Source organism: Lentzea cavernae, from assembly GCF_014653695.1.
GTDB lineage: Bacteria > Actinomycetota > Actinomycetes > Mycobacteriales > Pseudonocardiaceae > Lentzea > Lentzea cavernae.
In genome coordinates, this window is the sequence record NZ_BNAR01000006.1 from 287,050 (window position 1) to 313,290 (window position 26,241).

Genomic DNA, 26,241 nt, shown 5'->3' on the forward strand with positions numbered 1-26,241 from the left:
GTGGTGACCGATCTGGCCGACCACCTGGGTGTGCTCCGCGATCTCGAAAGACGGCTGCTCGTCTACAAGTTCGCGATCGAGGAGCTGATGACGAAGCTCCGCATCCTGAGCGAGGAGTTCGACTCGGTCCACCAGCACGACCCGATCGAGCACATCACCAATCGGGTGAAGAAGCCGGAGGGCATCCTCGGCAAACTGCAGCGCAAGGGCTTCCCGCCCGACCTCGACACGATCGGCGACTGGCTCGACGACATTGCGGGCGTGCGGGTGATCTGCCCGTTCGTCTCGGACGTCTACCGCGTCAAGGAGATGCTGGCGCGCCAGCACGACGTGGAGATCCTGCGCACCAAGGACTACATCGCGCAGCCGAAGCCGAACGGGTACCGCAGCCTGCACCTGATCATCCGGATCCCGGTGTTCCTGTCCGACCGCGTCGAGCACGTGAAGGTCGAGGTGCAGCTGCGGACCATCGCGATGGACTTCTGGGCGACGCTGGAGCACAAGCTGTTCTACAAGTACGACGACCACCCGCCGGCGGACTTCGTGGGCGAGCTGATGTCGACGGCGATGATCGCGGCGCAGCTGGACGACCGGATGGAGTCGCTGCACCGGCGGATCCACCGCGACGGCCACCAGTAGCCGCGCCGCCGGCCCGCCGAGTCCACAAAGGATGCCCGGCGGGCCGTGACCGCGCTACGGCTTGGTGATCTCCAGCTGCAGCTCGGTCACCCAGTCCGCCGGGTCGCCCTCGCCGTACTGGACGTACACCTCGCGCGCGAACCCGTTCTGCTTGTACCCGTGCGCCTCGATCCAGGCCGCGACGGCCTGGTACGACGTGTCGACGTCGTCCATCGTGCCGCGGTGCAGGATCGTCGCCGCCTCGGCCAGCGCCGGCAGGTCGACGACCTCGAAGTCGTAGGCCTGGGACGGCTCGACGGCCACGGTGACCCCCGCGTGCACGACCACCGCGTCGCCGTCGGCCGGCTCGTAGGTGGCGATGCCGTGACCGGCGGGCGCGACCCCCGCGCGGCCCAGCCGTTCGAAGAGCTGCGGGTACAACGGCTGGATGACCGGGCCGATGTCCTCCGGCCCGTACGACGCGGCCGTGGCCGTCAGCCGGGCGATGCGGACGGCCGGCACGGACTTCACGACGATCTCGTCGGTGGGCATGGCGCCCTCCCTCTCTATTGCGCGGAGACGTGCCTCGACCCGCCGCAGCCGCGACTCGTCCGCGAGGATCTGCTGCCGCAGCTCGGCCCGCCGCAACGACAGCATGCCGTGCAACTGCTCGACCGAGAGCTTCTCGTCGAGCACCACGCGCACCTGGTCGAGTGTCAGACCGAGGTCCTTCAACGCGACCAGGCGGTTGAGTCGTTGCAGCTGGGAGGCGGTGTAGAAGCGGTAGCCGCTGGACTGGTCGACGTGCGCCGGCGGGAGCAACCCGACCGCGTCGTAGTGGCGCAGCATCCGCACCGACACGCGCCCCAGATGGGCGAAGTCTCCGATGGTGAACATGACTGCTCCTGTGTAGGGGCTGACACGGTGTCAGGGTCAAGAAATGATGGGTTTGAACAACGGTCCGGGTGAGCACCCTGGGACGTTGACGAGAGGTGGCACATGACGTTCGCACATCCGGCGCTGTTCTACGCCGACGAGGACTCCTACATCGACGGGACCGTCCCGTTCGTGGTCGAGGGCCTCGCGAGCGCCGCACCCGTCGCCGTGGCGGTGCCGACCAGGAACCTGGAGCTGCTCAGGGAGGCGCTCAGCGGTTTCGCCCACCTCATCACGTTCGTCGACATGACGGAGACCGGCCGCAACCCCGGCCGGATCATCCCCGAGCTCCGTGCGTTCGCCGACCGGCACCGCGGGGCCGTCCGCATCATCAGCGAACCGGTGTGGGACCTCCGCACCGACGTCGAGTACCCGGCGTGCGCGCTGCACGAGGCGTTGGTCAACTACGCGTTCAGCGGTCGCGACCTCAGCATCCTGTGCCCCTACAGCACCACCACCCTCACCCACGACGTCCTGGCCGACGCCGAGAAGACCCACCCGGTCGTGATCGACGCGAGCGGCCACCGCCCCAGCGACCACTTCCACCCCGCACGGGTGGTCGTCGCCACCCACTCCCTGCCGCTGGCCATCCCGTCCGGCGCGGCGAGCACGTCCGTCGGCGCGGGAGCGATGGCGGCGGTGCGGGCGTTCGCGCGCGAGCAGGCCGTGCAGCTCGGTCTGGCCCGTGACCGGGTCGACGACTTCGCGCTCGCGGTGACCGAGCTCGCGACGAACAGCGTGCGGCACGGCGGTGGCGAGAGCACGGTCCGCGTCTGGGCGGAAAGCAGAAGTATTGTTTGCCAAGTCAACGACAACGGACACATCACCGATGTTCTGGCTGGACGCACCCCTGTTCACGCAAACGAACCAGGTGGTCGCGGTCTGTTGCTTGTCAACCGTTTGGCGGATCTCGTGCGCACCCAAACGACGTCAAACGGCACCGCAATCCAAGTCAGATTCGACCTGAGTGACAAAAAGACAACGTGATCCACTCACATTCGGGCGACTTCGTTATAGCTTGAGCACGTGCACGACGAGGAAGCGACGGATATCGGTTACACGGGGGCTCGATTCGGGTCTCCGGCGACCCGCAGACGGCTGCACGCCGACGGAAGTGGAAACTTCAACGGCGCGGAAACGCAACAACTGCCCCGTCAGCAACCGTTGCGCCAACGCCCACCGGAACCGCCACCGGAGTGGCCTGTGCAAGAAGACGAACAGACCTCGGTCCCCGCGCGGGACAGCTCGCTCATCCGTCCCTACGCCCGCACCGGCGGGCGTACCGCGGCCCGCCACGACCTCCGGCTGGAGACGCTGCTCTCCACCGACGAGGACAAGCTCTACCACGCCACCAACGACCAGGCGGCGATGATGCGGCTGTGCCTGCAGCCGCGGTCGGTCGCCGAGATCTCGGCGCTCATGAAGATCCCGCTCGGTGTCACGCGGGTGCTGCTGAGCGACCTGATCACGCTGAACCTGGTCGCCGTGCACGAGCCGGCCGACAAGCCGAACGTCGCTCTGCTCGAACGCGTGCTGTCCGGGCTGCGCAAGCTGTAGCCCGTTCGCCAGCGCGCGAGATGACGCCGGGTCGCCGATAATTTCCCCGTGGCGACCTCCAGCGACGAGACCCCGAAGACCCCGGTCACAGAACCGATCCCGACCGCTCCCCCGTCTGCTCCAGTGACCGTTCCGCCGTCTGCCCCGGCGACCGCGGCGAAGAAGCCGCGGCCCACCCGGATCAGCGGCACCTGGATCGCCGTGCTGGTGGCGATCGTCGTGCTGATCTTCCTGCTGGTGTTCATCCTGCAGAACGGTGAGAACGCGACCATCCACTTCCTGTGGGGTCAGTTCAGCCTTCCGCTGGGCGTGAGCCTGCTGTTCGCGGCCATCGGCGGCGCGCTGCTGGTCGCCGTCGTCGGCGCTGCCCGCATCCTGCAGCTGCGCCGGCAGACCAAGCGGATCACTGGTCGTCCCGCGACCGCATCACCAGTTCGACGCGAGAGCTGATCTCGAGCTTCCGGAAGATCTTGCGCAGGTGGAAGTTCACCGTGTGCGGTGACATGAACAGCTGCGTGGAGATCTGCCGGTTCGTCTGCCCCTTGGCGACCAGGTTGGCGATCGCCCGTTCGGTGTCGTCCAGACTGGACCACCCGGACGCGGGGCGGGCGGGTGCGGCCCTGCGGCGCCGGCCGAGCTTGCGCAGCCGGCCCAGCACCCGCGCGCTGTCGCGGGACGCGCCGATCTCCCGGTAGAGCCCGAGCGCGTTCTCCAGCGCCCGCACCGACTCCGCGCGGTCCGGCGCGGCCGTGAGCAGCACGCCGAGGTCCTCGGCCGCGTTCGCCCGCGCCCACAGGTCGTGGTGCTGCCGCGCGGCCAGGTCCAGCAACGCGGCGTCGGAGTCGAGCAGTCCGCGTGCGTGCACCGCGGCCGCCGTCACCGCGCCGAAGCCGGGGTGTTCCTCCGCGAGCCGTTCCACGCGGTCCACGACGGCCTTCGCCAGTCCCTCGTCCCCGGCCTCCAAAGCGCGTCGCACGAACCACCCGGCGGCACGGGGTTCCTCCGCGAAGAGCCCCGACGCCACCAGGTCCGGGGTGAGCAGCGGCAACGCCTTCTCGAGCCCGGAGCCGACGTAGGTGACCAGCACGGCGGTCCACCGGTAGTAGGCGCGCGAGAAGATGATCGCGTCGGCCGGGACCTGGTCGCGGTAGCGCTCGACGTGCTCGAGCGCGGCGGGCAGGTCGCCGGTGTGGATCGCGACCATCGCGAGCACCGCCAGTGCGGGCGCCACGACCGTCTCGTGCCCGGTCTCCTCCGCCACCGCCAATGCGGCGCGCGCCTCCGCGGCGGCCTGGTCGATCCGCCCTGCCTGCAACAGGATCCGGGCTTGCACGACCGCGGTCATGACCTGCCTGGTCACCACGGCGGACGGCCCGCTGCGCACCCGCCGCACCACGCTGTCGGCGTCGGCGAACTCCCGCAGCCCCGACAGCAGCGACGCGAGCAGCAGCTGCGGGTACGCGCTGAGGTCGTGCGAGGTGCCGCACCGCGCGGCCTCGCGGGCCAGGTCGAGTGCGGCGCCGGGCCTGCCGGTGTCCCGCGCGATCGCCGCCAGCACGGCCAGAGCCGTTGCCAGCACGTCGTCCGGCCCGCCCCGGCGGGTGCGCACGACGGTCTCCGCCAGCTCCCCGGCGCGCTCCCGGTCGTGCCCGAGCAACCCCATCAGCCTGGTGATCTCCACCCACGGCGCGAGTTCCGGCGCCAGGTCGGGTTCGCGCAGCAACGCCTCGGAGATCTCCACCGACTCGGCGTGCCGGGCGCCCAGCAACGTCGTGGTGGCCACGCAGTGCCGCAGCTTGGCCGCGGGATCCGGCGGGACCTGGCGGGACAGGGCTTCCTGGGCGAGGGCTTGCGCCGCCGGCAGCCGACCTGCCGCGGTGAGGGCCCGCACCGCCATGACCGTGCGGTGGACCAGCGAAGCAGACGCTTGGTCGGTCAGTTCGAGCGCGCGCACAGCGAGTTCGGCGGCGGCCTCGGGTGCGTTCCACAGCACGGCTTTCGCGGCCGCGACGAGTCCGTCGATGGACCGGGCGTCACCGCGCTGGGCACCGTGCAGCAGGTGTTTCGCGGCGACGACGGCACTGTCGCCGCGTCCCAGCAGCATCTCGCCGGCCTCGCGGTGCAGCGCGCGCCGCACGGGCGGGGGCACGGAGTCGGCGACCAGGCGCCAGAGCAGCTCGTGGCGGAACGCCAGCCTGTCGTCGAGCGACGTCACGACGCCCGCCGAGATGACCTCGTCCAGGGCGGGCAACAGGATCGCGGTGCTCGACGCGAGCATCTCGGCGACGTCACCGGGTTCGAAGCGCGGCCCGAGCACGGACGCGACCTGCAGCAGGTGCCTGGCCTTGCCGCTCAGCGCACTGACGTGCTCGCGCAGCAGCGTCTCGGTGCCGGGACCCCGGCCGTCCCCGAGCGAGGCCTGTCCGGCGGTGACGACCACCCGGCCGTCCCGTTCGAGGGCGTCGAAGAGCTCGACCAGTGCAGCGGGATTGCCCTGTGCCGTCGAAGCAAGCGCTTTCAGGTCCTGGTCGGGAGCGGCTCCGACGAGGTCGGTGACGAGGTCCGCGACCACGTCGTCCGCCAGCGGCCGCAGTTCGACCCTGGTGGCACCGCGTTGCGCCGCGACGGCGAACAGGCGGTCGGCGCCCTCGCGGCGGCGGGCGAGCAGCCACACCACCTTCTCGTGCGCGGAGGCGGACAACAGCGTGCGGAGTGCGGCGAGAGTGCCGGGCTCGGCCAGGTGGAGGTCGTCCAGCACGACGAGCGCGGGGCCGTCGGGCCGGCGTTCTGCCAGGCGGGCCAACAGGAACGGCTGGTCGAGTTCGTCCTGAGCGGTCGCGACCTCGAACCCGCGGCTCGCGGCGACGGCGGCGATCTCGTTCAGCAACCGCGTCTTCCCGGTGCCCTCCGCCCCGTCGACCAGCACCACACCGGTGCCCGCGTCCAGCACACCGCAGAGGAGCTCCCGTTCTCCTTCACGGCCGCGGAACACACCGTTCCGATTCCCCGACACCCATTTTCCTTTCGCTCCGCGGCGGCGGAGAACAAGCGCTGCAATACCACAACGACCGCACCACGACCACCCCCCGACCGGCCTCCCACAGGCCGTTCGGATCACACGTGAGGTCACCGCGGGGCCGCCGCTACCCATTCGAGTAGTTGCCCGCGGGATCATACGTGCAGCCACTCCTGTTGAGACGGCCATAGCGCAGGAAGCTTTACCTGGGCAAGTGGGGCTCTTTCTCCTAGCATCAATTCTGCTGATCTTTCAGCGGCGGATTGTGGAGAGATCTTGGAAAACCGGCTGAAAGCGTGGTGCGCCGGAATCGGCGATCAGGTGGTGCCGGGCACGACCACGGTGGTGGAAGGCGCGCCGGGTACGGGCAAGACGGCGGTGCTCGACGACGTCGCCGCGCGCTGGGAGGCCTCCGGCGGCCAGGTCGTGCGGGCACGCGGTAGCGGGCTGGAGGCCGGCCTGCCGTTCGGGATCGTGGCCCAGCTGTTCGACCTGGCCGATCCCGATCTCGTGCCCGCCGAGGCGCTGGGCGCGTTGCGGCTCACCGCGACGACCGCCGACTTCCCGGTGCTGCACGGCGTCTACCGGCTGGCGGCGGGGCTGGCCGCACGCGCTGACCTGCTCGTCGTCGTGGACGACGCGCACTGGGCCGACTCCGCTTCGCTGCGCTGGCTCGCCCACCTGACGTTGAGGGTGCAACGCCTGCCGATCGCGGTGGTGCTGGCCGTGGGCCTGGGCGAGCGGTGCGACGACCCGTCGCACGGCGAGATCATGGCGGCGTGCCAACGGGTCGCGCTGGACGGCCTGACGCCGGCCGAGGTCGGTGTGCTGGTCACGTCCGCGCTGGGTGAGGCCGCGCCCGAGTTCGTGAGCGCGTGCGCCGAGGTGTCCGGCGGCAACCCGCTGACGGTGACGCGCCTGCTCAAAGCGTTGGTGGAGGACGGTGTGCCGCCCACCGCCGAGGCCGCGTGGCGAGTCGCCCAGCGCGGCGCGGAGGTGGCCGGGGAGATCATGGCGGCCCGGCTGCGCCGCCGTCCGGCCTCCGTCGTGACCACGGCGCACTGCCTGGCCGCGCTGGGGCCGTCGCCGCATCCGGGTGTGCTGGCGGAACTCACCCGGCTGAGTCCCGACGAGCTGGCCGAGGCCGTCCGGACCGTCGAACTGCTCGGCGTCGCCGGTCCCGCGGTCCTCGACGACATGCCCGCACCGGCGCGAGCCGCGTTGCACCTGCGGGCCGCGCGGTCGTTGCGCGCGCACGGCGCCCCGGACGGGGTCGTCGCCGACCACCTGCTGGAGACCTCGCCCGGTCTCGAGCCGTGGGCGGGCGAGGTGCTCGACCGCGCCTCCCAGGAAGCGGTGGCCCGAGGCGACACGGCCGCGGCCGCGCGGTTGCTGTGGCGGGCGCTGCGCGAGCCGGTGGCGAACCCGTCGCGGGCGTTGCGGCTGCTGGGGATCGCCGAGCTGGTCGGCAACCTGCCCGGTGCCACGGCCCGGTTGCGCGAGGCGTTCCAGTCCGATGTGGACGACGTCGAGTCCGCCGTGGCCTTGTCGTACGCCCTGCACGCCGACGGCAACCCTGCCGAGATCGCGTCGGTGCTGGGCGATTCCCCCTGGGCGCAGGCACATCTGGCCGTGCACGGGCTCGCGTGGCAGGAGGCCGTGCCGTCGTCGGTCCCGCTCGACACGCCCGCCGGGGTGCTGCACCACGTGATGGTCGGGGACATCAGCGCGGCCGAGGCCGTGTCGCGGATCTCCACCGCGGACGTGCTGTCGTCGCTGACGTCCGCGATGACGCTCAACCTGGCCGACTCGCTGGACGAGGCGCTGGCCGTGCTGGACGAGGTGGACCGCGCGCAGGCCCCGGCGTTGCGGGCCCTCACGAACGTGATGCGCGCGAACGTCCAGCGCCGCAAGGGAGATCTCACCTCCGCGCGCGCCGATCTGGACGAGGCCGCCCGCCACCTGCGGCAGGACCGGCGCTGGCACGCGGTCTCCACGTGGCACGCCACCCTGCTCGGCGACATCCTGCTCGAGGAGAACCGCCTCGACGAGGCGGCCGCGGTGATCGCGGAGGCCTCGACGGACGAGGCGCGGCGCACGTGGTCGTTCGGCGGCGTGCTGACCGTGCGCGGGCGGCTGCTGACCGCGCGAGGCGACGATCACGAGGCCCTGGAGGCGTTCCTGGCCGCCGGACGGCACTGCGCCGCGTGGCCGTACCGCAATCCGGCGCCGCTGGCGTGGCGTTCCGGTGCGGCGGTGGCCTACGCGGCGCTGGGCGACGGCGAACGGGCCCGCGCACTCGCGCAGGAGGAGGTCGCGCTGGCCCGCGTCTGGGGCGCGCCGAGGGCGTTGGGCATGGCGTTGCGCGCGGAGGGCCGCGTGACGGCCGGTGCCGCCGGGCGGACGGTGCTGGAGGAGGCCGTGCGGGTGCTGCGCGGCTCCCCCGCCCGCCTGGAGCTGGCGCGCGCGTTGGTCGACCTCGGCGTGGTGGCCCGGCGCCAGGGCGACACGGCATTCGCGCGCACGTGCCTGCGTGACGCGGTGGATCTGGCGCAGAAGTGCGGATCCTCGGCGATGGCCGGGCGGGCCTACTCCGAACTGGTGGCGACGAGCGCCGGGCCCCGGCGGATGCGGCAGACGGGGCCGACCGCGCTGACCCCGGTCGAGCACCAGGTGGCGGAACTGGCGGCACGCGGCCGTTCGGATGACGAGATCGCGTCGACGCTGCTCATGCCCGCCGACGGCGTCGAGAACGTGCTCTCGGGGATCTACCGCAAGCTCGGCATCGGCGGCCGTTTGCAGCTCGCCGATGCTCTTTTCGTGTGATGGTTCGGACCCGTTCGGCCGATGGTTCGATGTGCGGCATTCGGCCTATCGTCCTGCTCATGGCGAGCGAATTTCAGCGCAGCAAGGTGGATCTGGTGTTCGGCGCGATGGACGCCGACGGCGACGGGTTCCTGACCGCGAACGACTTCCGGTTGCTCGCCCGGCGCTGGGCCGAGCTGCGCGGCAGCGACGAGGAACTGCTGTCCACGGTCATGCTGGGCTGGTGGACGACCCTGCAGTCGGCCGCGGGCGGAGCCGAGCACGTGACGGTGCAGGACGTGCTGAACGTCGTCGACGTGCTGCCGGACAACATCGACCCGGTGCTGGGCACGGCGGACGCGATGTTCAGCGCCGTGGACGCGAACCGCGACGACTACGTCTCCGAGGACGAGTACCGCGCGATGATCAACGCCTGGACCGGGGACGACAGCGAGACCGTCTTCGCGAGGCTCGACCTCGACGGCGACGGCAGGTTGTCGCGCAACGAGTTCACGACGCTGTGGGCGGAGTTCTGGGCGGGCGACGACCCCGACGCCGCCGGCTCCTACGTGTTCGGGCCGGTCCGGGCGGCGTGAACGAGGGTGAAGAACTCCTGACGTGACGCGGGATCCGACCGCAGCACGCCCTTCACCGCGGACGTGACCGTGCGGGATCCGTTGACCCGCACGCCGCGCAGCGCCATGCACATGTGCTCGGCCTCGATCACGACGCCGACCCCCAAGGGCTGCAGGTGCTCCTGCAACCAGTCCGCGACCTGCTTGGTGAGCCGTTCCTGCACCTGCAGGTCGCGGGCGAACATCTCCACGACCCGGGCGAGCTTCGACAGGCCCAGGATCCGTTCCCCCGGCAGGTATCCGACGTGCGCGACGCCGTGGAACGGCAGCATGTGGTGCTCGCACAACGACTGCACGGGGATGCCGCGCGCCAGCACGAGCTCGTCGTAGCCCTCGTCGTTGGGGAATGTCGTCATGGTGAAGGAGCGCGGGGTCAGCATCTCCGCGTACGCCTCGGCCACCCGGCGCGGGGTGTCGGCGAGGTGCACCGAGTACGGATCCTTGCCCAGCGCCTTGAGCAGGTCCGTGACCGCCTTCTGCGCACCTTCGACGTCCATGCCGCCACGGTAGATCCGCTGGCCGAATTTAGTCAACAAGAGTAGGTTTTAGAGATGGCAGACCCCGTCTCCGCCGTCGCCGCCCTCGACGAACCGAACCGCCGCAGGCTCTACGACTTCGTGGTGCGCCAGACCTCGCCCATCAGCAAGGACGAGGCGGCGCAGGCCGTCGCGCTGCCCCGCACCACGGCCGCGTTCCACCTCGACAAGCTGGTCGAGATGGGCCTGCTCACAGTGGTGCGCCACCGCCGGTCGGGGCGCAGCGGTCCCGGGGCCGGGCGGCCGGCCAAGCTCTACTGCCGCTCCGAGGAGCAGATCGAGGTGTCGCTGCCCGACCGCCGGTACGAGGCGGCGAGCCACCTGCTCACCGACGCGCTGGTGGAGGCGGAGAGCACGGGCGAACCGGCGCGCGAGGTCCTCAACCGGCGCGCCTACGAGTGGGGCGCGGACCTCGCCACGTCCGCGGGAGGCGATGTCGTCGATGCGTTGGCGGGCCTGGGTTTCGAACCGCGGGCCGACGGCGGCTCGATCCTGCTGGGCAACTGCCCGTTCCACAGCCTGGCGCGGCGGCACGCGCAACTGGTGTGCGGCATGAACCTGTGCCTGGTCAGCGGCCTGCTGGACGGCATCGAGGCGAACGGGGTGTCCGCCCGCCTCGACCCGTCGTCAGGTCACTGCTGCGTCCGGCTCGATCAGGCGCCGTCCTCGAGCTCGCCCTCGGTCTCCAGGTAGGCCGCCCGCAGCGCGTCCAAAGTGGACTCCTCCGGGTGCTCCCACATCTTGCGCTCGGCCGCTTCCAGCAGGCGCTCGGCGATGCCGTGCAACGCCCAGGGGTTCGACGTCTGCAGGAACTTCCGGGTCTCCGGGTCGAGCACGTAGCTCTCGGTGAGCTTCTCGTACATCCAGTCCGCGACGACACCGGTGGTGGCGTCGTAGCCGAACAGGTACTCGACCGTCGCCTGCAGCTCGAACGCGCCCTTGTACCCGTGGTTGCGCATCGCCCCGATCCAGCGCGGGTTCACCACGCGGGCGCGGAAGATGCGCGAGGTCTCCTCGGTCAGGGTGCGGGTGCGGACCGCCTCCGGGCGGGTGCTGTCCCCGACGTACGCGGCGGGCGCCTTGCCCGTCAACGCCTTCACCATCGTGACCATGCCGCCGTGGTACTGGAAGTAGTCGTCCGAGTCGGCGATGTCGTGCTCGCGGGTGTCGATGTTCTTGGCCGCCACCGCGATCCTGCGGTACGACGACTCCATGTCCGCGCGTGCGGCGATGCCGTCGACCCCGCGGCCGTAGGCGTACCCGCCCCACACCGCGTAGACCTCGGCGATGTCGGAGGAGTCGCGCCAGTTGCGGCTGTCGATCAACGGCAGCACGCCCGCGCCGTACGCGCCCGGCTTGGAACCGAAGACGCGCAACGTGGCGCGACGCTGGTCGCCGTGCTCCTCCAGGTCCTGGAGCATGTGCGCCCGCACGAAGTTGTGCTCCGCCGGCTCGTCCAGCGCGGCCACCAGCTGCACCGCGTCGTCCAACATCGACACCACGTGCGGGAAGGCGTCCCGGAAGAAGCCGGAGATGCGGATCGTGACGTCGACGCGCGGCCGGTCCAGCTCCTCGAGCGAGATCACCTCGAGGCCGGTGACGCGACGGGACTGGTCGTCCCACACCGGGCGCACGCCGAGCAGCGAGAACACCTCGGCGATGTCGTCGCCGGCGGTGCGCATCGCGGACGTGCCCCAGACCGACAGGCCGACCGACGGCGGCCACTCGCCGTCGTTCTCGTCGCGGTAGCGGGCGAGCAGCGAGTCGGCCATCGCCTGGCCGGTCTCCCACGCGAGCCGCGACGGGATGGCCTTCGGGTCGACCGAGTAGAAGTTGCGGCCGGTCGGCAGCACGTTCACCAGCCCGCGCAACGGAGAACCTGACGGGCCGGCCGGGATGTAGCCGCCGTCCAGCGCGTGCAGGACGTTCGTCATCTCGTCCGTGGTGCGCGCAAGCCGGGGCACGACCTCGACGGCCGCGAACTCCAGGATCTTCTGCACGTCCACCGACTCGTGCAGACCCGCCGCGGCGGAACGGTCCCAGCCCGCGTCCTCCATCGCCTGGACGAGCGCGCGGGCCTCTTCCTCAACGGCGTCAACGTCTTCACGGCCCGTGGTGGTGAGGCCGAGAGCCTCGCGCAGGCCGGGCAGCGCGGCGACCTGACCGCCCCACATCTGCCGCGCCTGCAACATCGCGAGCACGAGGTTGACGCGAACGGAGCCGGTCGGCGCCTCGCCGAGGATGTGCAGGCCGTCGCGGATCTGGACGTCCTTGACCTCGCACAGCCAGCCGTCGACGTGCAGGATGAACTCGTCGAACTCCGCGTCGTGCGGCCGGTCGTCGAGCCCCAGGTCGTGGTCGAGCTTGGCGGCCTTGATCAGCGTCCAGATCTGCGCGCGGATCGCCGGCACCTTGGCCGGGTCCATCGCGGAGATGTTCCCGTACTCGTCGAGCAGTTGCTCCAGGCGCGCGATGTCGCCGTAGCTGTCGGCGCGGGCCATCGGCGGGACGAGGTGGTCGACCAGCGTGGCGTGCGCGCGGCGCTTGGCCTGCGTGCCCTCACCGGGGTCGTTGACGAGGAACGGGTAGATCAGCGGCAGGTCGCCGAGCGCCGCGTCCGTGCCGCAGGACGCCGACATGCCGACGGTCTTGCCCGGCAACCACTCCAGGTTGCCGTGCTTGCCGACGTGCACCACGGCGTCCGCGCCGAAGTTCGACTCGACCCACCGGTAGGCCGCGAGGTAGTGGTGCGACGGCGGCAGGTCGGGGTCGTGGTAGATCGCGATGGGGTTCTCGCCGAACCCGCGCGGCGGCTGGACGATCACCGCGACGTTGCCGGACCGCAGCGCGGCCAGCACGATCTCGCCGTCCTTCGACTTGGAGTGGTCGACGAAGAGCGTGCCCGGCGCCTCGCCCCAGTGCTCCCGCATCGACTCGCGGAAGTCGTCGGGCAGCGTCTCGTAGAACTCGCGGTAGTCGGCCGCGGCGATGCGGATCGGGTTGCTCTCGAACTGCTCCTGCGTGAGCCAGTCGGCGTCCTGGCCACCGGCGGCGATCAGCGCGTGGATCAGCTTGTCGCCGTCGAGCTCGTCGACGCCCGGCAGCTCGGTGCCGATGTCGTACCCGTGCTCCCGCATGGCCTTCAGCAGCCGCACGGTCGACGCGGGCGTGTCGAGCCCGACCGCGTTGCCGATGCGGGAGTGCTTGGTCGGGTACGCCGACAGCATCACGACGACCTTGCGGTCGGCGACCGGAATGTGGCGCAGCCTGCCGTGCCGCACGGCGATGCCCGCGACGCGCAGCGCCCGTTCCGGGTCGGCGACGTAGACCGTGAGACCGTCGGAATCGATCTCCTTGAAGGAGAACGGAACGGTGATGATCCGGCCGTCGAACTCCGGGATCGCGACCTGCGTCGCGGTGTCCAAAGGAGACAGTCCGTCGTCGTTGGAGTCCCACGTCTCGCGGCTGGACGTCAGGCACAGCCCCTGCAGGATCGGCACGTCGAGCGCCGCCAGCGCGCCGACGTCCCACGCGTCGTCGTCACCACCGGCGGAGGCCTTGGCGGGGTTCGTGCCCCCGGCCGCGAGGACCGTCACGACCAGCGCGTCGGCCTGGCGCAGCGTGTCGAGCAGCTCGGGCTCGGCGGTGCGCAGCGAGGAGCAGTAGACCGGCAGGGGCCTGCCGCCCTTGGCCTCGATCGCGTCGCACAGGGCGTGGACGAACGCCGTGTTCCCGGCGACGTGGTGCGCGCGGTAGTAGAGGACCGCGACCGTCGGGCCCTGCTCGGGAACGCTCTCCCGCTCCAGCACGCCCCAGCTCGGGGTGGCGGCGGGCGCCTCGAAGCCGTGACCGGTCAGCAGGACCGTGTCGGAGAGGAACTTGTGCAGCTCGGTGAGGTTCGCCGGACCGCCGTGCGCGAGGTAGAGGTGCGCCTCCGCGCACACGCCTCCGGGCACCGTCGACAGTTCCATCAGCGCGGCGTCCGGCTGCATCTCACCGCCGAGCACCACCACGGGCAGCCCGGCCGCCAGCAGCCAGTCGAGGCCCTCCTCCCACATCCGGCGGCCGCCGAGGATGCGCACGAGGACCAGGTCGACGCCGTCCACGAGGCCGGGAAGGTCGTCGGTATGGGTGCGCGACGGGTTGCCGAGCCGGTAGTCGGCACCGCTCGCGCGCGCCGACAGCAGGTCGGTGTCGGAGGTCGACAGCAGCAGGATCACGCAGGCTCCATCCCTCGTGGGGTCCGCGCCCCAGGTTGCGGGTGACTGGCGAAGCAGAGTTCCTGACTCCCAGCGGTTGTTCGCTGGTCACAGTGGCGGGACCGCGCCGGATTCACACCGGCTTCCTCCTGCGCTTCGTCGTTCGGGCTCACCCTAACGGGCGGGTTACAGTCCGACCTATGCCCAGAGGGATTTATCGGGGTCACCCGGATGCCTGCCCCGGCGCCGTCGAGCTGCATGCCGCGGCTGACGGCGGGCTGGCGCGCATCCGGGTGCCGGGCGGCACCCTTTCCGCTGCTCAGTGGGACGTCGTGCGGGTCGCGGCCGCCGAGCTCGGAAACGGTTCAGTGGAACTGACTTCGCGGGCGAACCTCCAGATCAGGGGCCTCGCGGACGGCGTCGAACTGGGCGCGCGCCTGGCCGCGGCGGGCCTGCTGCCGTCGGCCTCGCACGAGCGGATCCGCAACATCATCGCGGCACCGCTGGAGGACGAGCAGGGGCTGGTCGACGAGATCGACGCGGCCCTGTGCGCGGACCCCGCGCTGGCCGCGCTGCCGGGCAGGTTCCTGCTCACGGTGGGGCACGCGGTGAGCGGCCTGAGCGGCGACTTCGGGCTGGTCAGGGCCCGTGCGGAGACGTGGGTCCTCCTCCTGGCGGGAACCGACACGGGCGTCCGCGTGACCGACCCCGTCGACGCCGTGGTGACTGCGGCCCGCCTCTTCCAGCAGCTGCGCGGCCCGGCCTGGCGCCTGTCCGAAGTGGACGACGGTGTGCGAAAGATCACCGCACACTTCGGCACTTCCGACGCCCCGCGGATCGCCCCGGCTGTGACTCCTGTCGCACCTTCACCTTTGACACCAGGGGTCCCACTCGGGCGGTTGGACGCGGACCAGCTCCCCGGTGTCGCCCTGCGCCTCACGCCGTGGCGCAGCCTGGTCGTGCCCGCCGGCACCGACACGTCCGGCCTCATCACCGACCCGGACTCCCCCTGGCACGGCGTCAGCGCCTGCACCGGACGCCCCGGCTGCGCGAAGTCGCTCTCCGACGTGCGCGCCGACGCGCGCGCTTGGGTGGATGCGCCCCCACGGGTCAATGAGCACCTACGGACCGATGAGCCCGCACGAGCCGATACGGCGCACCACACACACGTGCCGGGCCGGGTACCCCCAATTTCAATTCTAGGGAGCAGGTCCGACAGTCCGGGCGCGGTGCACTGGTCGGGTTGTGCCCGCCGCTGCGGCCGTCCCGCGGGCGAAGTGATCGAGTTCGTCGCCACCGGCGACGGCTACGAGGAGATCCGTTGACGCAGTACATCAGGGACGGGGCGGAGATCTACCGCCAGTCCTTCGCCACCATCCGCGCGGAGTCGGACCTCACCGGGTTTCCCGACGACGTCGCGAAAGTCGTCGTCCGCATGATCCACGCGTGCGGCATGACCGACCTGCCCGCCGACGTGGGGTTCTCCGCGAACGTCGTGCGCGACGCCCGCGCGGCCCTGCAGGCGGGCGCGCCGATCCTGTGCGACGCCAACATGGTCGCGTCCGGCGTGACCCGCCGGCGGCTGCCGAAGGACAACGAAGTCCTGTGCTACCTGCAGGACCCGCGCACCCCGGCGCGGGCGCGGGAGATCGGCAACACGCGCAGCGCCGCCGCGCTCGAGCTGCTCGCGGACCGGTTCGGCGGCGCGGTGATCGCGATCGGCAACGCCCCCACGGCGTTGTTCCACCTCCTCGACCTGATCGCCGCCGGAGCCCCGCGGCCCGCGGCGGTCCTGGGCATCCCGGTCGGCTTCATCGGGGCCGCGGAGTCCAAGGAAGCTTTGGCCGCAACGGATCTGGAGCACCTCGTGGTGCGAGGCCGGCGCGGCGGCAGTGCCATGACGGCGGCGGCCATCAACGCGATCGCGAGCGAGGAAGAATGACGGGCAAGCTCTACGGCGTCGGTGTGGGTCCCGGCGACCCGGAACTCGTGACGGTCAAGGCCGCGCGGCTTATCTCCGAGGCCGACGTCATCGCGTTCCACAGCGCGCGGCACGGCAAATCGGTCGCGAAGACCACCGCGGCGCCGTACTTCCGCAACGGCCAGGTGATCGAACAGCTCGTCTACCCGGTCACGACCGAGGAGTCGGACGACTACCAGGGTGAGATCGACGCCTTCTACGAGGAGGCCGCCGCCAAGCTGGCCGCACACCTCGACGCGGGCCGCAACGTCGTGGTGCTGGCCGCCGGGGACCCGTTCTTCTACGGCTCCTACATGCACATGCACAAACGCCTGGCCGACCGCTACGAGTGGGAGGTCGTCCCCGGCGTCACGTCCGTGAGCGGCGCGTCGGCGGTCCTCGGCACCCCGCTCGTCGAACGCGACGAGGTCCTCACGATCCTTCCCGGCACGCTGCCGCCCGCCGAGCTCGCGTCCCGCCTGGCCGACACCGACTGCGCCGCGATCCTCAAGCTGGGCCGCACCTTCGGCAACGTCCGCGCCGCCCTCGAAGCGTCCGGGCGGCTCGAGGGCGCCTGGTACGTCGAGCGCGCCACCACCGGGCGGGAGAAGATGTCGCCACTGGCCGACGTCGACCCCGAGACCGTCCCGTACTTCTCGATCGCCGTGCTGCCGAGCCGGTCCAAGCCCGCCAAGCCGAAGGGCGAGGTCGTGGTCGTCGGCCTCGGGCCGGGCTCGCGCGACTGGCTCACCCCGGAAGCCCGCCAGGAACTGGAGGCCGCCGACGAACTGGTCGGCTACAGCACCTACCTGGACCGCGTTCCGCAGCGCCCCGGCCAGCAGCGGCACTCCTCGCACAACCAGGTCGAGTCCGAACGCGCGGCCTTCGCGCTGGACCTGGCGCGCAAGGGCGCGCGGGTCGCCGTCGTGTCCTCGGGTGACCCCGGCGTCTTCGCGATGGCCACCGCGGTGCTCGAGGTCGCGGCCGAGTCCGCGGACGTGCCGGTGCGCGTCATCCCCGGCGTCACGGCGGCGAACGCCGTGGCGGCCAAGGCGGGAGCACCGCTCGGGCACGACTACGCGGTGATCTCGTTGAGCGACAGGCTCAAGCCGTGGGACGTCATCGCCGAACGCCTGGAGGCCACCGCCAAGGCCGACCTGGTCATCGCGATCTACAACCCGGCGTCCAAGGCCCGCACGCACCAGGTCGCGGACATGCGCGACGTCCTGCTGCGGCACCGCTCCCAGGAGACCCCGGTCGTCGTCGGACGCGACGTCGGCGGGCCGGAGGAGGAGATCCGCGTGCTCACGCTCGGCGCCCTCGACCCGGCCACGATCGACATGCGCTGCCTGCTGATCATCGGCTCGTCGCAGACGGTCGTGACGCCCCAGGGCGTCGTCTTCACGCCCCGGCGGTACCCAACCACCTGACGGCGGCGTCGACGTCGGCCACTGTTTCCGCTGGCGGGAGCGGTGGCCGGCGCACGACCACGACCGGCACCCCGAGCTGACGCGCGGCTTCGAGCTTGGCCGACGTCATCGAGCCACCGCTGTCCTTGGTGACGAGGACGTCGATCTCCCGCGACCGCATCAGCTCCAGCTCACCGTCCACGGTGAACGGACCGCGCGACAGCAGCACCTCGATCCGGTGCGGCATCGGCGGTTCCGGCGGCTCGACCATCCGCGCGAGGAACCACTGCGGGCACGCGGCGAACTCCGCGAGGTCCTGCCGCCCGGTCGTCAGGAACACCCGCTCCCCCGGCAGATCGCGCGCGGCCTCGGCAACGCCGTCCACCCACCGCCAGCCGTCCGCGGGCGTGAACCCCGGCCGTCGCAGGACGAGGAACGGCACGCCGACCTGGGAACAGGCTTCGAAGGCGTTCGCGGTGATCTGCCGCGCGAACGGGTGCGTGGCGTCGACGACGGCGTGGACATCGTTGTCGCGCAACCACCGCACGAGCCCGTCGACTCCGCCGAACCCCCCGATCCGGACCTCGCCGACGGGGAGACGAGGCGCGCTGACCCGTCCCGCGAGCGAGGAGACGGCCGGTACGCGGGACGCGAGTTCCCGCGCCTCCCCCGTTCCCCCGAGGATCAGGATCATCGAACCCTGGCGGCCGAGTACAGGTGGCTGTCCGGGAACTGCGTCGCTCCCAGCACCTGCCCGACGACGATCACCGCGGTCCGCTTGATCCCGGCGGCTCCGACCTGCGCGGCGATGTCGTCCAACGTCCCGCGCAGCACGACCTCGTCCTCACGGGACGCGTAGGCGACGACCGCGACCGGGCAGTCCCGCCCGTAGTTCGGCACCAGTTCCGCCACGACGTCGGCGATCCGCTGCACGGCCAGGTGCAGCACCAGAGTCGCGTGGCTGCGACCCAACGTGTCCAGGTCCTCACCCTCGGGCATCGGCGTCGCGCGCTGCGAGGTCCGCGTCAGGATCACCGTCTGCCCGACACCGGGCACCGTCAGCTCGCGCTGCAACGACGCCGCCGCGGCCGCGAAGGCCGGCACTCCGGGCGTCACGTCGTAGTCGATCTCCAACGCGTCCAGCCGGCGCATCTGCTCGGCCATCGCGCTGAACACCGACGGATCGCCGGAGTGCAGCCGGGCGACGTCCAGTCCCTGCTCCGACGCGGCGACGAGCTCGGCCACGATCTCGTCCAGCGTCAGCGACGCCGTGTCGACCTTGCGCGCCCCCGCGGGGCAGAAGTTCAGCAGCTCCACCGGCACCAGCGCACCCGCGTACAGGCAGACCGGCGACGACTCGATCAGCGACCGCCCCCGCACCGTGATCAGGTCGGCCGCACCAGGCCCGGCCCCGATGAAGTGCACGGTCACTTCGTCACGCTCCACGTCGTCACGGGCATGTGCGGCCGCCACCCGGTGAACTTGCCGACGGGCGACCCGCGGTTCACCGCGATCCGCACCAGGTCACCGCCGAGCCGCGCGTACCACTGCGCGACAACGGCCTCGGACTCGAGCGTCACGGCGTTGACGACCAAACGACCACCGGACGCCAGCGCGTCCCAACAGGCCTGCAGCAGACCGGGCACGGTCACACCGCCGCCGATGAAGATCGCGTCGGGCTTCTCCAGCCCCTCCAACACCTCCGGCGCGCGTCCGATGTGGACCTCCACACCCGGCACACCCAGAGACGCAGCGTTACCAGCGATTCGCTCTGCGCGTTCGGCGGACTGCTCGACGGCGATCGCCCGGCACGTCGGATGCGTGCGCGCCCACTCGATCGCGATGGAACCCGACCCCGCCCCCACGTCCCAGAGCAGCTGCCCGGGCAGCGGCGCCAATCTCGACAGCGAAATAGCCCGCACCTCTCGCTTCGTCAGCTGGCCATCGGATTCGTACACGTCGTCAGGCAGACCGGGAACCCGTGAGAGAGCGCTCCCGCCGTACTCGATCGCGATCACGCACAACGGGTCCGAGTCCTGCCCGGACCAAGGGTAAACCCGCTCGGCGGGCCCACCTAGCTGTTCGAGCACAGTGATCTCACCGGCCATGGCCGTCACGGTCTCCGGGTCACCACCGAGCACGAGCACGCGCCGTCCCGGCGTCAACACGGGGCGTAGCAGGTCGGCCGACCGCGCCACCAGGGACACGACCTCGACCTCGTTCAACGCCCACCCGAGCCGCGCGCAGGCCAGCGACACGGAGGAGGGGTGCGGAACGACGTGCACCCGATCGCCCAGCAGCCGCACCAAAGTCGTGCCGATGCCGTGGAACATCGGGTCACCCGACGCCAGAACGCACACGTCCCGGTACTTCTCGAACAACGCGGGCAACGCCGGTACCAGCGGAGACGGCCACGCCACCCGCTCGAACTCCCCCGGCACCAGGTCGAGCTGCCGCTGCGACCCCATGAGCACGCGCGAGCCGGAAACAGCCTGGCGAGCGGCCGGCGACAGCCCGTCCCACCCGTCGGCGCCGATGCCGACGACCACGACGTCAGACGGTGCCGGTGACACGCTTCACCTGGATCTCGATGACGACGCGTTCCGGGTTGACCCGGGGCTTCCTGTACCGCAGGGCGTAGCGCCGCTCGGCCTCGCGCACGGATTCCACGTCGTCGCGCACCACGGCCACACCCTCCAAGGTGGACCAACGCCGACCGTCCACCTGGCACACCGCGGCGTACCCGGCCTCGCGGACGTGCCGGACCTTCCACGACGCGCCGGAGGTGATGATCCGCGCGATGCCGGCCTCGGCGTCGAGCGTGACCCCGACGGGCACCACGTGCGGAGTCCCGTCGGGACGGACGGTGGACAGCGTGCACAGGTGCCGCTCGGTCCAGAACTCGGCGAACTCGGCACCGCGGTCGATCGACATGGCACGCATCATCGCAATGCCGGGCGCCCGACACGAAATCGGCTGGACCGCGACCGATGCCGCGCGATCACGAATACGGCCCTCAGCGGCAGGCGAACCGCGGCCTGTTCAACGCATCCGCGTGCAGGGGCATCACGGCCCAGCCCTCGCCGTTGCCCAGGAACCAGGCGCCGCCCGGCGGGTCGGCGGGGAACGTGCCGTCCAGCAGTTCCACGAACCCGTCGGCCACCTCGATGATCCGGGAGATGGTCGTCGTCCAGCTCACCGGACGAGAATACGGCCCGCCACCTGAGGTGACGGGCCGTATCACCGGCGTGTGACTACGGGTAGCTGACGACGTTCACCGGCACGGTGCCCGGCGGTGTCACCGCCCCCACGTTGTTCACCACGTGGGTGATCGTTCCCTGGTAGTTGAGCGACACGGTCAGCAGGTTGTGCAACCTCACGCCGGACCGGTTGGGCACCTCGAACGCGTTCTCGGCCCGCACGGACGGGTTGACGTTGAAGAAGCAGTAGCTGCCGAGCCCCCACGCCTCGTGCGTGGTGACGTTGTCACCGACCTTGTAGGCAGCCCATCCGGCCTGCCCGTTCGGCCTGTTCCAGGTCGCCTGGTTCGGCACGTCGTACGGCATCTCGTTCTGGAAGAAGATGGTCCGCCCGCGTTCGCCGTTCCAGATCGCCTGGTACTTCTGGTAGTGCTCGACGAACAGGCCGGTGGCCAGCACGTCGTTGCCGTTGACCACCAGGCCGGTGTCCCCGATCGCCTCGTCCCAGCCCCAGGTTCCGGCGTTGCCGTGGTCGGCGCGCCAGATCCAGCTGTGGTCGATGATCGTGTTGTGGCTGTTGACGACCAGGCTGTTGGTCGCCTTGCCCGCGATTGCGCCGCCGACGCGGAAGAACACGTCCTGCAGCGTGGTCGGATTGGACGCGTGCGAGGCCGAGGAGCCCGCGGGCCCGACGGTCAGCAGCGAGTTCGACAGGGTGGTGCCGGCGTCGAACAGGATGCCCTTGATCCGCACGCCGTCGACGTCCGCGACCTGCATCGCGGTGACGCCGTTCTGCGGCACGATCGTCGCGTAGCCGATGCCCAGCACGACGGTGTTGGGCCGCGTGATGTTGATCGTCTGGTTGACGTTGTAGATGCCGGGTGTGAAGAACAGGTTGCAGCCCTGGCCCAGGGCCGCGTTGATCGTGGCGGCCGTGTCACCGGACTTCACGACGTAGAACTGGCTCATCGGCAGCGAGGTGCCGGGCGTGCCGCCGTTGAGCCACGACGCACCGGAGGCGTTGGTGCGCAACGAGGGCAGGAACACCCGGTACTGGTTGCCGTCGAGGTACAGGTACGGCACGTCGCGCGAGATCGGCGTGGTCGCCAGGTTCGTCGACGGGGGCGTCGGGAACGTGGTCGCGGGCGCGCCCGGCGTTCCGGAGAACACCATGTTCCACACGCCGCCGTTCCAGCTGCCGTAGTTGGTGTCGCGCGTGTACCACTGCTGCTGCGAGACCGACGCGGTCTGACCGGACACGCGGGTGTCGGCCGTGTAGCCACCACTCGCGAAGCCGTACGACGCCGGGTAGAGCGCCAGGTTGCCGCGGACGTCCATGCGGCGGAACGGCGCCGCCTGCGCGACGGCCCACCGGTTGGTGCCGCTGCTCGGGACGACCGCCATGTTCTCGGCGGAGCGCCAGAAGTTCTGCAGCGCCACGCCCTTGTCGGACTCGTTGAACGCGTCGACGGTGATGTCACCGTTGATCACCACGTCACCGGGGTTGCGACCCAGTCCCGACACCGACGTGTAGTAGCCGACGTCGTCGTGGATGCCGTTGTACGTGCCCGGCTTGAACAGGTGCGCGACCCGCCGCGGCGCCATCTGCGCGGTCAGCGTGTCCTTCTGGTTGTTGAAGTCGGTGTCGAGCTGCGCCTGGATGCTCGTCGCCGACATGCTCGGGTCGAAGACGCGCGTGTTCGGCCCGAAGTTCGGGTTGTCCGACTGCACACATCCCTGCTGCGTCCCGATCGTGTACGTCGCGCTGGCCACGGCCGAGTTCGCGAGACCGGACTTGATGCCGATCGCGCTGACGGTCCTGTTGCTGGACACGGAGATCGGCCCGCTGTAGACCGGCGAGCTCGTCGTCGGCGTCGAACCGTCCACTGTGTACCGGATCGTCGCACCGCTCGTCGCCGTGGAGATCGTCACCGTCTGCGCGGACGCGTAGGCACCACCCGGCGGACTGAACGTCGGCGTCGCGACCGGCGTGCCGATCACGTACGACGCGCTGCCCACAGCCGAGTTCGGCTGCCCCGACTTGATGCCGATCGCCTTGACGGTCCTGTTGCTGGGGACCGAAATCGCCCCGCTGTAGACCGGCGAGCTCGTGGTCGGTGTCGATCCGTCGACCGTGTAGCGGATCGTCGCGCCCGAGGTGGACGTCGAGATCGTGACGTTCTGCGCCGACGAGTAGGTACCGCCGGGCGGGCTGAACGTCGGCGTCGCCACCGGTTGCACCGCACCCTGGTGGGTGTAGGTGAAGTGCGGCGTGTCGTACTGCGGGCCGCTCTTCTCGTAGGTGAACCAGTAGTCGATCACCGTGCCGGACGACAGCGACCCGACGGTCTTCTGCCAGGTCCCGGCGTTGTTGGTCATGCGGAAGTTCTGCTGGGATTGGCCGGAGATCAGGTAGTGCACGTCGACGTAGACAGCAGGGGTCGTCGGCGTGAAGTTGATCCTGGCTTGAGTCGCGTCGATCGCGGTCACGTTCTGCGTGTAGTCGTCGGCCGCGTACGCGGCCTCGACCGTCGCCAATGACGACAGGGCAATCGCTACGGCGGCAAGTCCTCGCCGCCATCTCGTCTTTGAGAGCGCTCTCACACCTGGAACGGTAAAGCTGAGATGACGATGAGGGAAGATGCAAGTTTCACGAAAGCTTCCCGGCGCCAGTTTGTTTTCACCCGAACGAGCACCTGCTTGTAGTGAATACAACCCATAGCGTCGACGCATGACTCCCTCCACCGCGTACAGCAGGGACCTGGGCGACGAGCTCCGGCGTCTGCGCGAGACCTGCACCGGCCTGAGCGGCAACAAGCTCGCCGAGAAGCTGGGCTGGGACCCGAGCAAGGTCTCGACCGTCGAGCACGGCAAGGCACGCGCCAGCGAGATCGACCTGATCCAGTACTTGTCCATGTGCGGCAAGGACATCGACTTCGTCAACGACTTCAGGCGCCGCTACCAGTACGCCTTCGACGAGTACATCGTGCAGGTGTCGGGCAACCTCCGCACGGTCGCGATGGCCGAGTCCACCGCCACGGGAATCACGAGCTACTCACCGCAGTCCATACCAGGCTTGGTCCAGATCCCGGAGTACGCCGATGGGCTGTACCGGATGACCGGAGTCGTGACGGAGGAGCGCATCCCGGCACTCGTCCAGTTCCGGACCGACCGCCAAACGATTCTCCGCCGACACGATCGGCCGACTTGCGTGTTCTACATCCATGAGCACGCCCTCCAACTCCAAGTCGGGAGCAGCGCGATCATGGAGGACCAGTACGCCCGGCTGCTGTTCGACACGCACACCATCCGGATCGTGTCCGCCGACGCGCCCATGGCCGCCACGGGTTGTGTGCTGTGGGAGTACGAGAAATCTCGACCGATCGTCTTCAGCGAGACCAACCTCGCGAAGGTGTTCGTCCAGGATCCGGGGGCGATCGCGCGAACCAGGCTCCTCTTCGACCGCCTGGATGAAGTCGCCTTGAGTGCGGAACAATCGCGGAGCAAGCTGGCGGAGTACGTCAGCCGACCGCGAGAGGGACTCGATGACTCAGGACCGCACCTGGCGTAAGAGCAGCTACAGCGACGGCACCGAGGACGGCGAGTGCGTCGAGGTGTCGTTGACCCACAACGCACTCGTCCGGGACTCGAAGAACGCGAGCGGCGACGTGCTCGCGTTCTCGGTCCCCGCCTGGCGGAACCTGCTCAGGTTCCTCGGTTCTCGTTGAGGTAGTTGTAGATCGTGTAGCGGGTGACCTCCAGGACGCCCGCCAGGTGGTCGACCGAGTCGCGGATGAGGAAGAAGCCCGCCTCGTCCAGCACTCGGACGACCTGCGACTTGTGCACCTTCTTCATCAGTTCGACGGGCACGCCGACGTCGGCGATGGCCTTCTCGACCAGCACGCGCTGCAGCGTGTCCACGTCCTGCGGGAACGACTCCACCGGACCCGAGGCCTCGTGGGCGGCGAGTTTGTTGACGCACAGGCAGCCCACGGCGATGCCGGCCGCGTCGCGAACGAACGTCGTCGACGACCAGATCGCGCGGCCGTCGGGGGCGTAGGTCTCGTAGCCGGGCATGTCGGTGGTGGTGCCACGGCGGACCAGGCCCAGCAGCAGGTCCGTCATCGGGCCGCCCACCTGGCGTCCGGTCAGCGAGCCGGCGATCGCGATGATCGAGTTCGGCAGGCGGGACAGGTCGTGCACGACGACCTCGGTGTCCGGGCCCAGTGCCGAGGCGAGGCTGTCGATGGTGGGCACCAGTGCCGACAGCGCCGCCGGGATCGGGGAGGACGCCGCGCCGGACAACGACTTCAGAGCGGACCGCAACCGCTCCAGCGTGCCGCGCGAGGTGGTGGCGTGCGGGGAGAGGCGAACGTGCTCCGGGCGGATCGTGGCGGTGATCCCGAAGGCGTTCAACGCCTCCCCGACGACCGAGGCGGCCTCGGGCATGGTGAACGCCAGGATGCCCGCGCGGCGCTCGCGAGCGGAGACGATCTTGCCGCCGCTCGACAGCACGATCTCCTCGGCCTCCGCGACGATCTCGGCCACGGCGTCGTCGATCTCCGCAACGCCTGCCAGCTCGAGGAGTTCCAGCGCCTCCGCGAAGGCGCCGGAGACGACCGGGGAGAGGTTCGTGATGTTCCAGGAGGCGGCGTCCGGGGCGGCGGCGTGCACCGAGTCGTCGAACAGGCCCGCGTCCACGGCGCCGGTCCAGCCGGACAGCACCGGCGACAGGCGTTCCAGGGCGCGGTCCGACAGCACGACGAAACCGGTGCTCCAGCCCGCCCGCAGCCACTTCTGGCCGCCGACCACGAGCACGTCGGCCAGTTCCCAGGGCTCGTCGACGACGCCGAAGCCCTGGATGCCGTCCACGATCAGCAGACGGTCGCCCACGGCCTCGCGCAGTGCGGCCAGGTCGGCGCGGTAGCCGGTGCGGAAGTCCACAGCGGACACCGACAGGGCGGAGACCTCGGGGGTCAGCGCGTTCGCCACGGCCGCGGGGTGCACCGGGCCGTCGAGGACGACCGACGGGAGGCCCGCCCGCACCCACGGATAGGTGTTGGACGGGAACTCCGCGGCCGAGTACATGACGGTGCCCGAGAGTCCGAAGGCGGCCTGGAACAGGCCGACCGACGTGTTCGGGACCAGAGCGACGTGGTCGGTGTCCGAACGGCAGAGGCGCGCGACGGCAGCCTTCACCCGTTGCTCCTCGCGCATCAGGGTGTCCACTGTGGACGGACCGGCGAGCGAGGACTGTTCCATCAGGCGAGAGGTGGCCGTCACCACGGCCAACGACGGTGGGCCGAAGCGGGCGAAGTCGAGATACCCCTCCGGTTCGCGGAACTGGGCGAGGTACGAGGCGTCGATCAA

General features: G+C 70.4%; 23 protein-coding genes and 1 riboswitch. Of the genes, 12 read left to right on the forward strand and 11 right to left on the reverse strand.

Annotated features, from left to right (window positions below; translation table 11 throughout):
• The first annotated feature begins 3 nt into the window (after positions 1-3).
• Positions 4-639: a GTP pyrophosphokinase gene (locus tag IE307_RS21630; RefSeq protein WP_229904947.1), complete on the forward strand. Its 636-nt coding sequence runs from the start codon at positions 4-6 to the stop codon at positions 637-639.
• A 54-nt stretch (positions 640-693) separates the two neighbouring features.
• Here IE307_RS21630 and IE307_RS21635 read toward each other — a convergent pair whose 3' ends face one another.
• The gene (locus IE307_RS21635) at positions 694-1,515 is read right to left on the reverse strand and encodes a MerR family transcriptional regulator (protein WP_191300352.1); all 822 of its coding nucleotides are present in this window, start codon (positions 1,513-1,515) and stop codon (positions 694-696) included.
• 102 nt (positions 1,516-1,617) lie between these two features.
• Between IE307_RS21635 and IE307_RS21640 the strand changes: the two genes are divergently transcribed.
• From IE307_RS21640 to IE307_RS21650, 3 genes are all read left to right on the forward strand, one after another.
• On the forward strand, positions 1,618-2,541 hold the full coding sequence (locus tag IE307_RS21640) for an anti-sigma factor RsbA family regulatory protein (RefSeq protein WP_191300354.1): 924 nt from the start codon (positions 1,618-1,620) through the stop codon (positions 2,539-2,541).
• A 216-nt stretch (positions 2,542-2,757) separates the two neighbouring features.
• A complete protein-coding gene (locus tag IE307_RS21645; protein ID WP_191300356.1) occupies positions 2,758-3,111 on the forward strand; it encodes a DUF742 domain-containing protein in 354 nt (117 codons plus the stop codon).
• A gap of 48 nt (positions 3,112-3,159) precedes the next feature.
• Entirely contained in the window at positions 3,160-3,561 is a 402-nt protein-coding gene (locus IE307_RS21650) for a LapA family protein (protein WP_308436383.1), read from the forward strand.
• Here the strand turns inward: IE307_RS21650 and IE307_RS21655 are convergent.
• On the reverse strand, positions 3,515-6,124 hold the full coding sequence (locus IE307_RS21655; RefSeq protein ID WP_191300358.1) for a helix-turn-helix transcriptional regulator: 2,610 nt from the start codon (positions 6,122-6,124) through the stop codon (positions 3,515-3,517). The genes IE307_RS21650 and IE307_RS21655 overlap by 47 nt on opposite strands.
• 279 nt (positions 6,125-6,403) lie before the next feature.
• Between IE307_RS21655 and IE307_RS21660 the strand changes: the two genes are divergently transcribed.
• The gene (locus IE307_RS21660) at positions 6,404-8,953 is read left to right on the forward strand and encodes an AAA family ATPase (protein ID WP_191300360.1); all 2,550 of its coding nucleotides are present in this window, start codon (positions 6,404-6,406) and stop codon (positions 8,951-8,953) included.
• Positions 8,954-9,012: 59 nt separating this feature from the next.
• Entirely contained in the window at positions 9,013-9,528 is a 516-nt protein-coding gene (locus IE307_RS21665; RefSeq protein WP_191300362.1) for an EF-hand domain-containing protein, read from the forward strand.
• Here the strand turns inward: IE307_RS21665 and folE are convergent.
• Positions 9,498-10,064 carry a GTP cyclohydrolase I FolE gene (gene folE, locus IE307_RS21670; protein WP_191300364.1) on the reverse strand — a complete coding sequence of 189 codons (567 nt, stop codon included), beginning with the start codon at positions 10,062-10,064 and terminating at the stop codon, positions 9,498-9,500. The two genes, IE307_RS21665 and folE, sit on opposite strands and share 31 nt — an antisense overlap.
• A 54-nt stretch (positions 10,065-10,118) precedes the next feature.
• On the opposite strand from folE, the gene IE307_RS21675 reads away from it, so the two are divergent.
• Entirely contained in the window at positions 10,119-10,796 is a 678-nt protein-coding gene (locus IE307_RS21675) for a helix-turn-helix transcriptional regulator (RefSeq protein WP_191300366.1), read from the forward strand.
• Here the strand turns inward: IE307_RS21675 and cobN are convergent.
• Entirely contained in the window at positions 10,757-14,323 is a 3,567-nt protein-coding gene (gene cobN, locus IE307_RS21680; RefSeq protein WP_191300368.1) for a cobaltochelatase subunit CobN, read from the reverse strand. The genes IE307_RS21675 and cobN overlap by 40 nt on opposite strands.
• A gap of 35 nt (positions 14,324-14,358) precedes the next feature.
• A riboswitch (cobalamin riboswitch) is annotated at positions 14,359-14,494 on the reverse strand.
• Between the two features lie 8 nt (positions 14,495-14,502).
• Here cobN and IE307_RS21685 point away from each other — a divergent pair.
• From IE307_RS21685 to IE307_RS21695, 3 genes are read left to right on the forward strand one after another with little or no spacing between them, the layout of a single operon-like run.
• Entirely contained in the window at positions 14,503-15,627 is a 1,125-nt protein-coding gene (locus tag IE307_RS21685) for a ferredoxin-like domain-containing protein (protein WP_191300370.1), read from the forward strand.
• Positions 15,624-16,244 carry a precorrin-8X methylmutase gene (locus tag IE307_RS21690; RefSeq protein ID WP_191300372.1) on the forward strand — a complete coding sequence of 207 codons (621 nt, stop codon included), beginning with the start codon at positions 15,624-15,626 and terminating at the stop codon, positions 16,242-16,244. Before IE307_RS21685 ends, IE307_RS21690 begins: the two co-directional genes overlap by 4 nt.
• Positions 16,241-17,692 carry a precorrin-2 C(20)-methyltransferase gene (locus tag IE307_RS21695; protein WP_191300374.1) on the forward strand — a complete coding sequence of 484 codons (1,452 nt, stop codon included), beginning with the start codon at positions 16,241-16,243 and terminating at the stop codon, positions 17,690-17,692. The genes IE307_RS21690 and IE307_RS21695 overlap by 4 nt, the downstream gene beginning before the upstream one ends.
• On the opposite strand, the gene IE307_RS21700 is transcribed toward IE307_RS21695, so the two are convergent.
• The 6 genes from IE307_RS21700 to IE307_RS21725 all read right to left on the reverse strand — a co-directional run bounded on the left by IE307_RS21700 (position 17,664) and on the right by IE307_RS21725 (position 23,361).
• Positions 17,664-18,365: a cobalt-precorrin-6A reductase gene (locus IE307_RS21700; protein ID WP_191300376.1), complete on the reverse strand. Its 702-nt coding sequence runs from the start codon at positions 18,363-18,365 to the stop codon at positions 17,664-17,666. The genes IE307_RS21695 and IE307_RS21700 overlap by 29 nt on opposite strands.
• Entirely contained in the window at positions 18,362-19,102 is a 741-nt protein-coding gene (cobM, locus tag IE307_RS21705; RefSeq protein ID WP_191300378.1) for a precorrin-4 C(11)-methyltransferase, read from the reverse strand. Before cobM ends, IE307_RS21700 begins: the two co-directional genes overlap by 4 nt.
• Positions 19,099-20,244, reverse strand: coding sequence for a precorrin-6y C5,15-methyltransferase (decarboxylating) subunit CbiE (gene cbiE / locus IE307_RS21710; RefSeq protein ID WP_229904948.1), 1,146 nt, complete (start codon positions 20,242-20,244; stop codon positions 19,099-19,101). The genes cobM and cbiE overlap by 4 nt, the downstream gene beginning before the upstream one ends.
• Entirely contained in the window at positions 20,225-20,605 is a 381-nt protein-coding gene (locus IE307_RS21715; RefSeq protein ID WP_191300380.1) for a TIGR03618 family F420-dependent PPOX class oxidoreductase, read from the reverse strand. Before IE307_RS21715 ends, cbiE begins: the two co-directional genes overlap by 20 nt.
• A gap of 82 nt (positions 20,606-20,687) precedes the next feature.
• Positions 20,688-20,870 carry a hypothetical protein gene (locus tag IE307_RS21720; protein WP_191300382.1) on the reverse strand — a complete coding sequence of 61 codons (183 nt, stop codon included), beginning with the start codon at positions 20,868-20,870 and terminating at the stop codon, positions 20,688-20,690.
• A gap of 55 nt (positions 20,871-20,925) precedes the next feature.
• On the reverse strand, positions 20,926-23,361 hold the full coding sequence (locus tag IE307_RS21725) for a pectate lyase-like domain-containing protein (protein WP_373306031.1): 2,436 nt from the start codon (positions 23,359-23,361) through the stop codon (positions 20,926-20,928).
• A gap of 241 nt (positions 23,362-23,602) precedes the next feature.
• Between IE307_RS21725 and IE307_RS21730 the strand changes: the two genes are divergently transcribed.
• Positions 23,603-24,442, forward strand: coding sequence for a helix-turn-helix domain-containing protein (locus IE307_RS21730; protein ID WP_191300384.1), 840 nt, complete (start codon positions 23,603-23,605; stop codon positions 24,440-24,442).
• Positions 24,417-24,599: a DUF397 domain-containing protein gene (locus tag IE307_RS21735; RefSeq protein ID WP_191300386.1), complete on the forward strand. Its 183-nt coding sequence runs from the start codon at positions 24,417-24,419 to the stop codon at positions 24,597-24,599. Before IE307_RS21730 ends, IE307_RS21735 begins: the two co-directional genes overlap by 26 nt.
• On the opposite strand, the gene IE307_RS21740 is transcribed toward IE307_RS21735, so the two are convergent.
• Entirely contained in the window at positions 24,577-26,241 is a 1,665-nt protein-coding gene (locus tag IE307_RS21740; protein WP_191300388.1) for an aminotransferase class V-fold PLP-dependent enzyme, read from the reverse strand. The genes IE307_RS21735 and IE307_RS21740 overlap by 23 nt on opposite strands.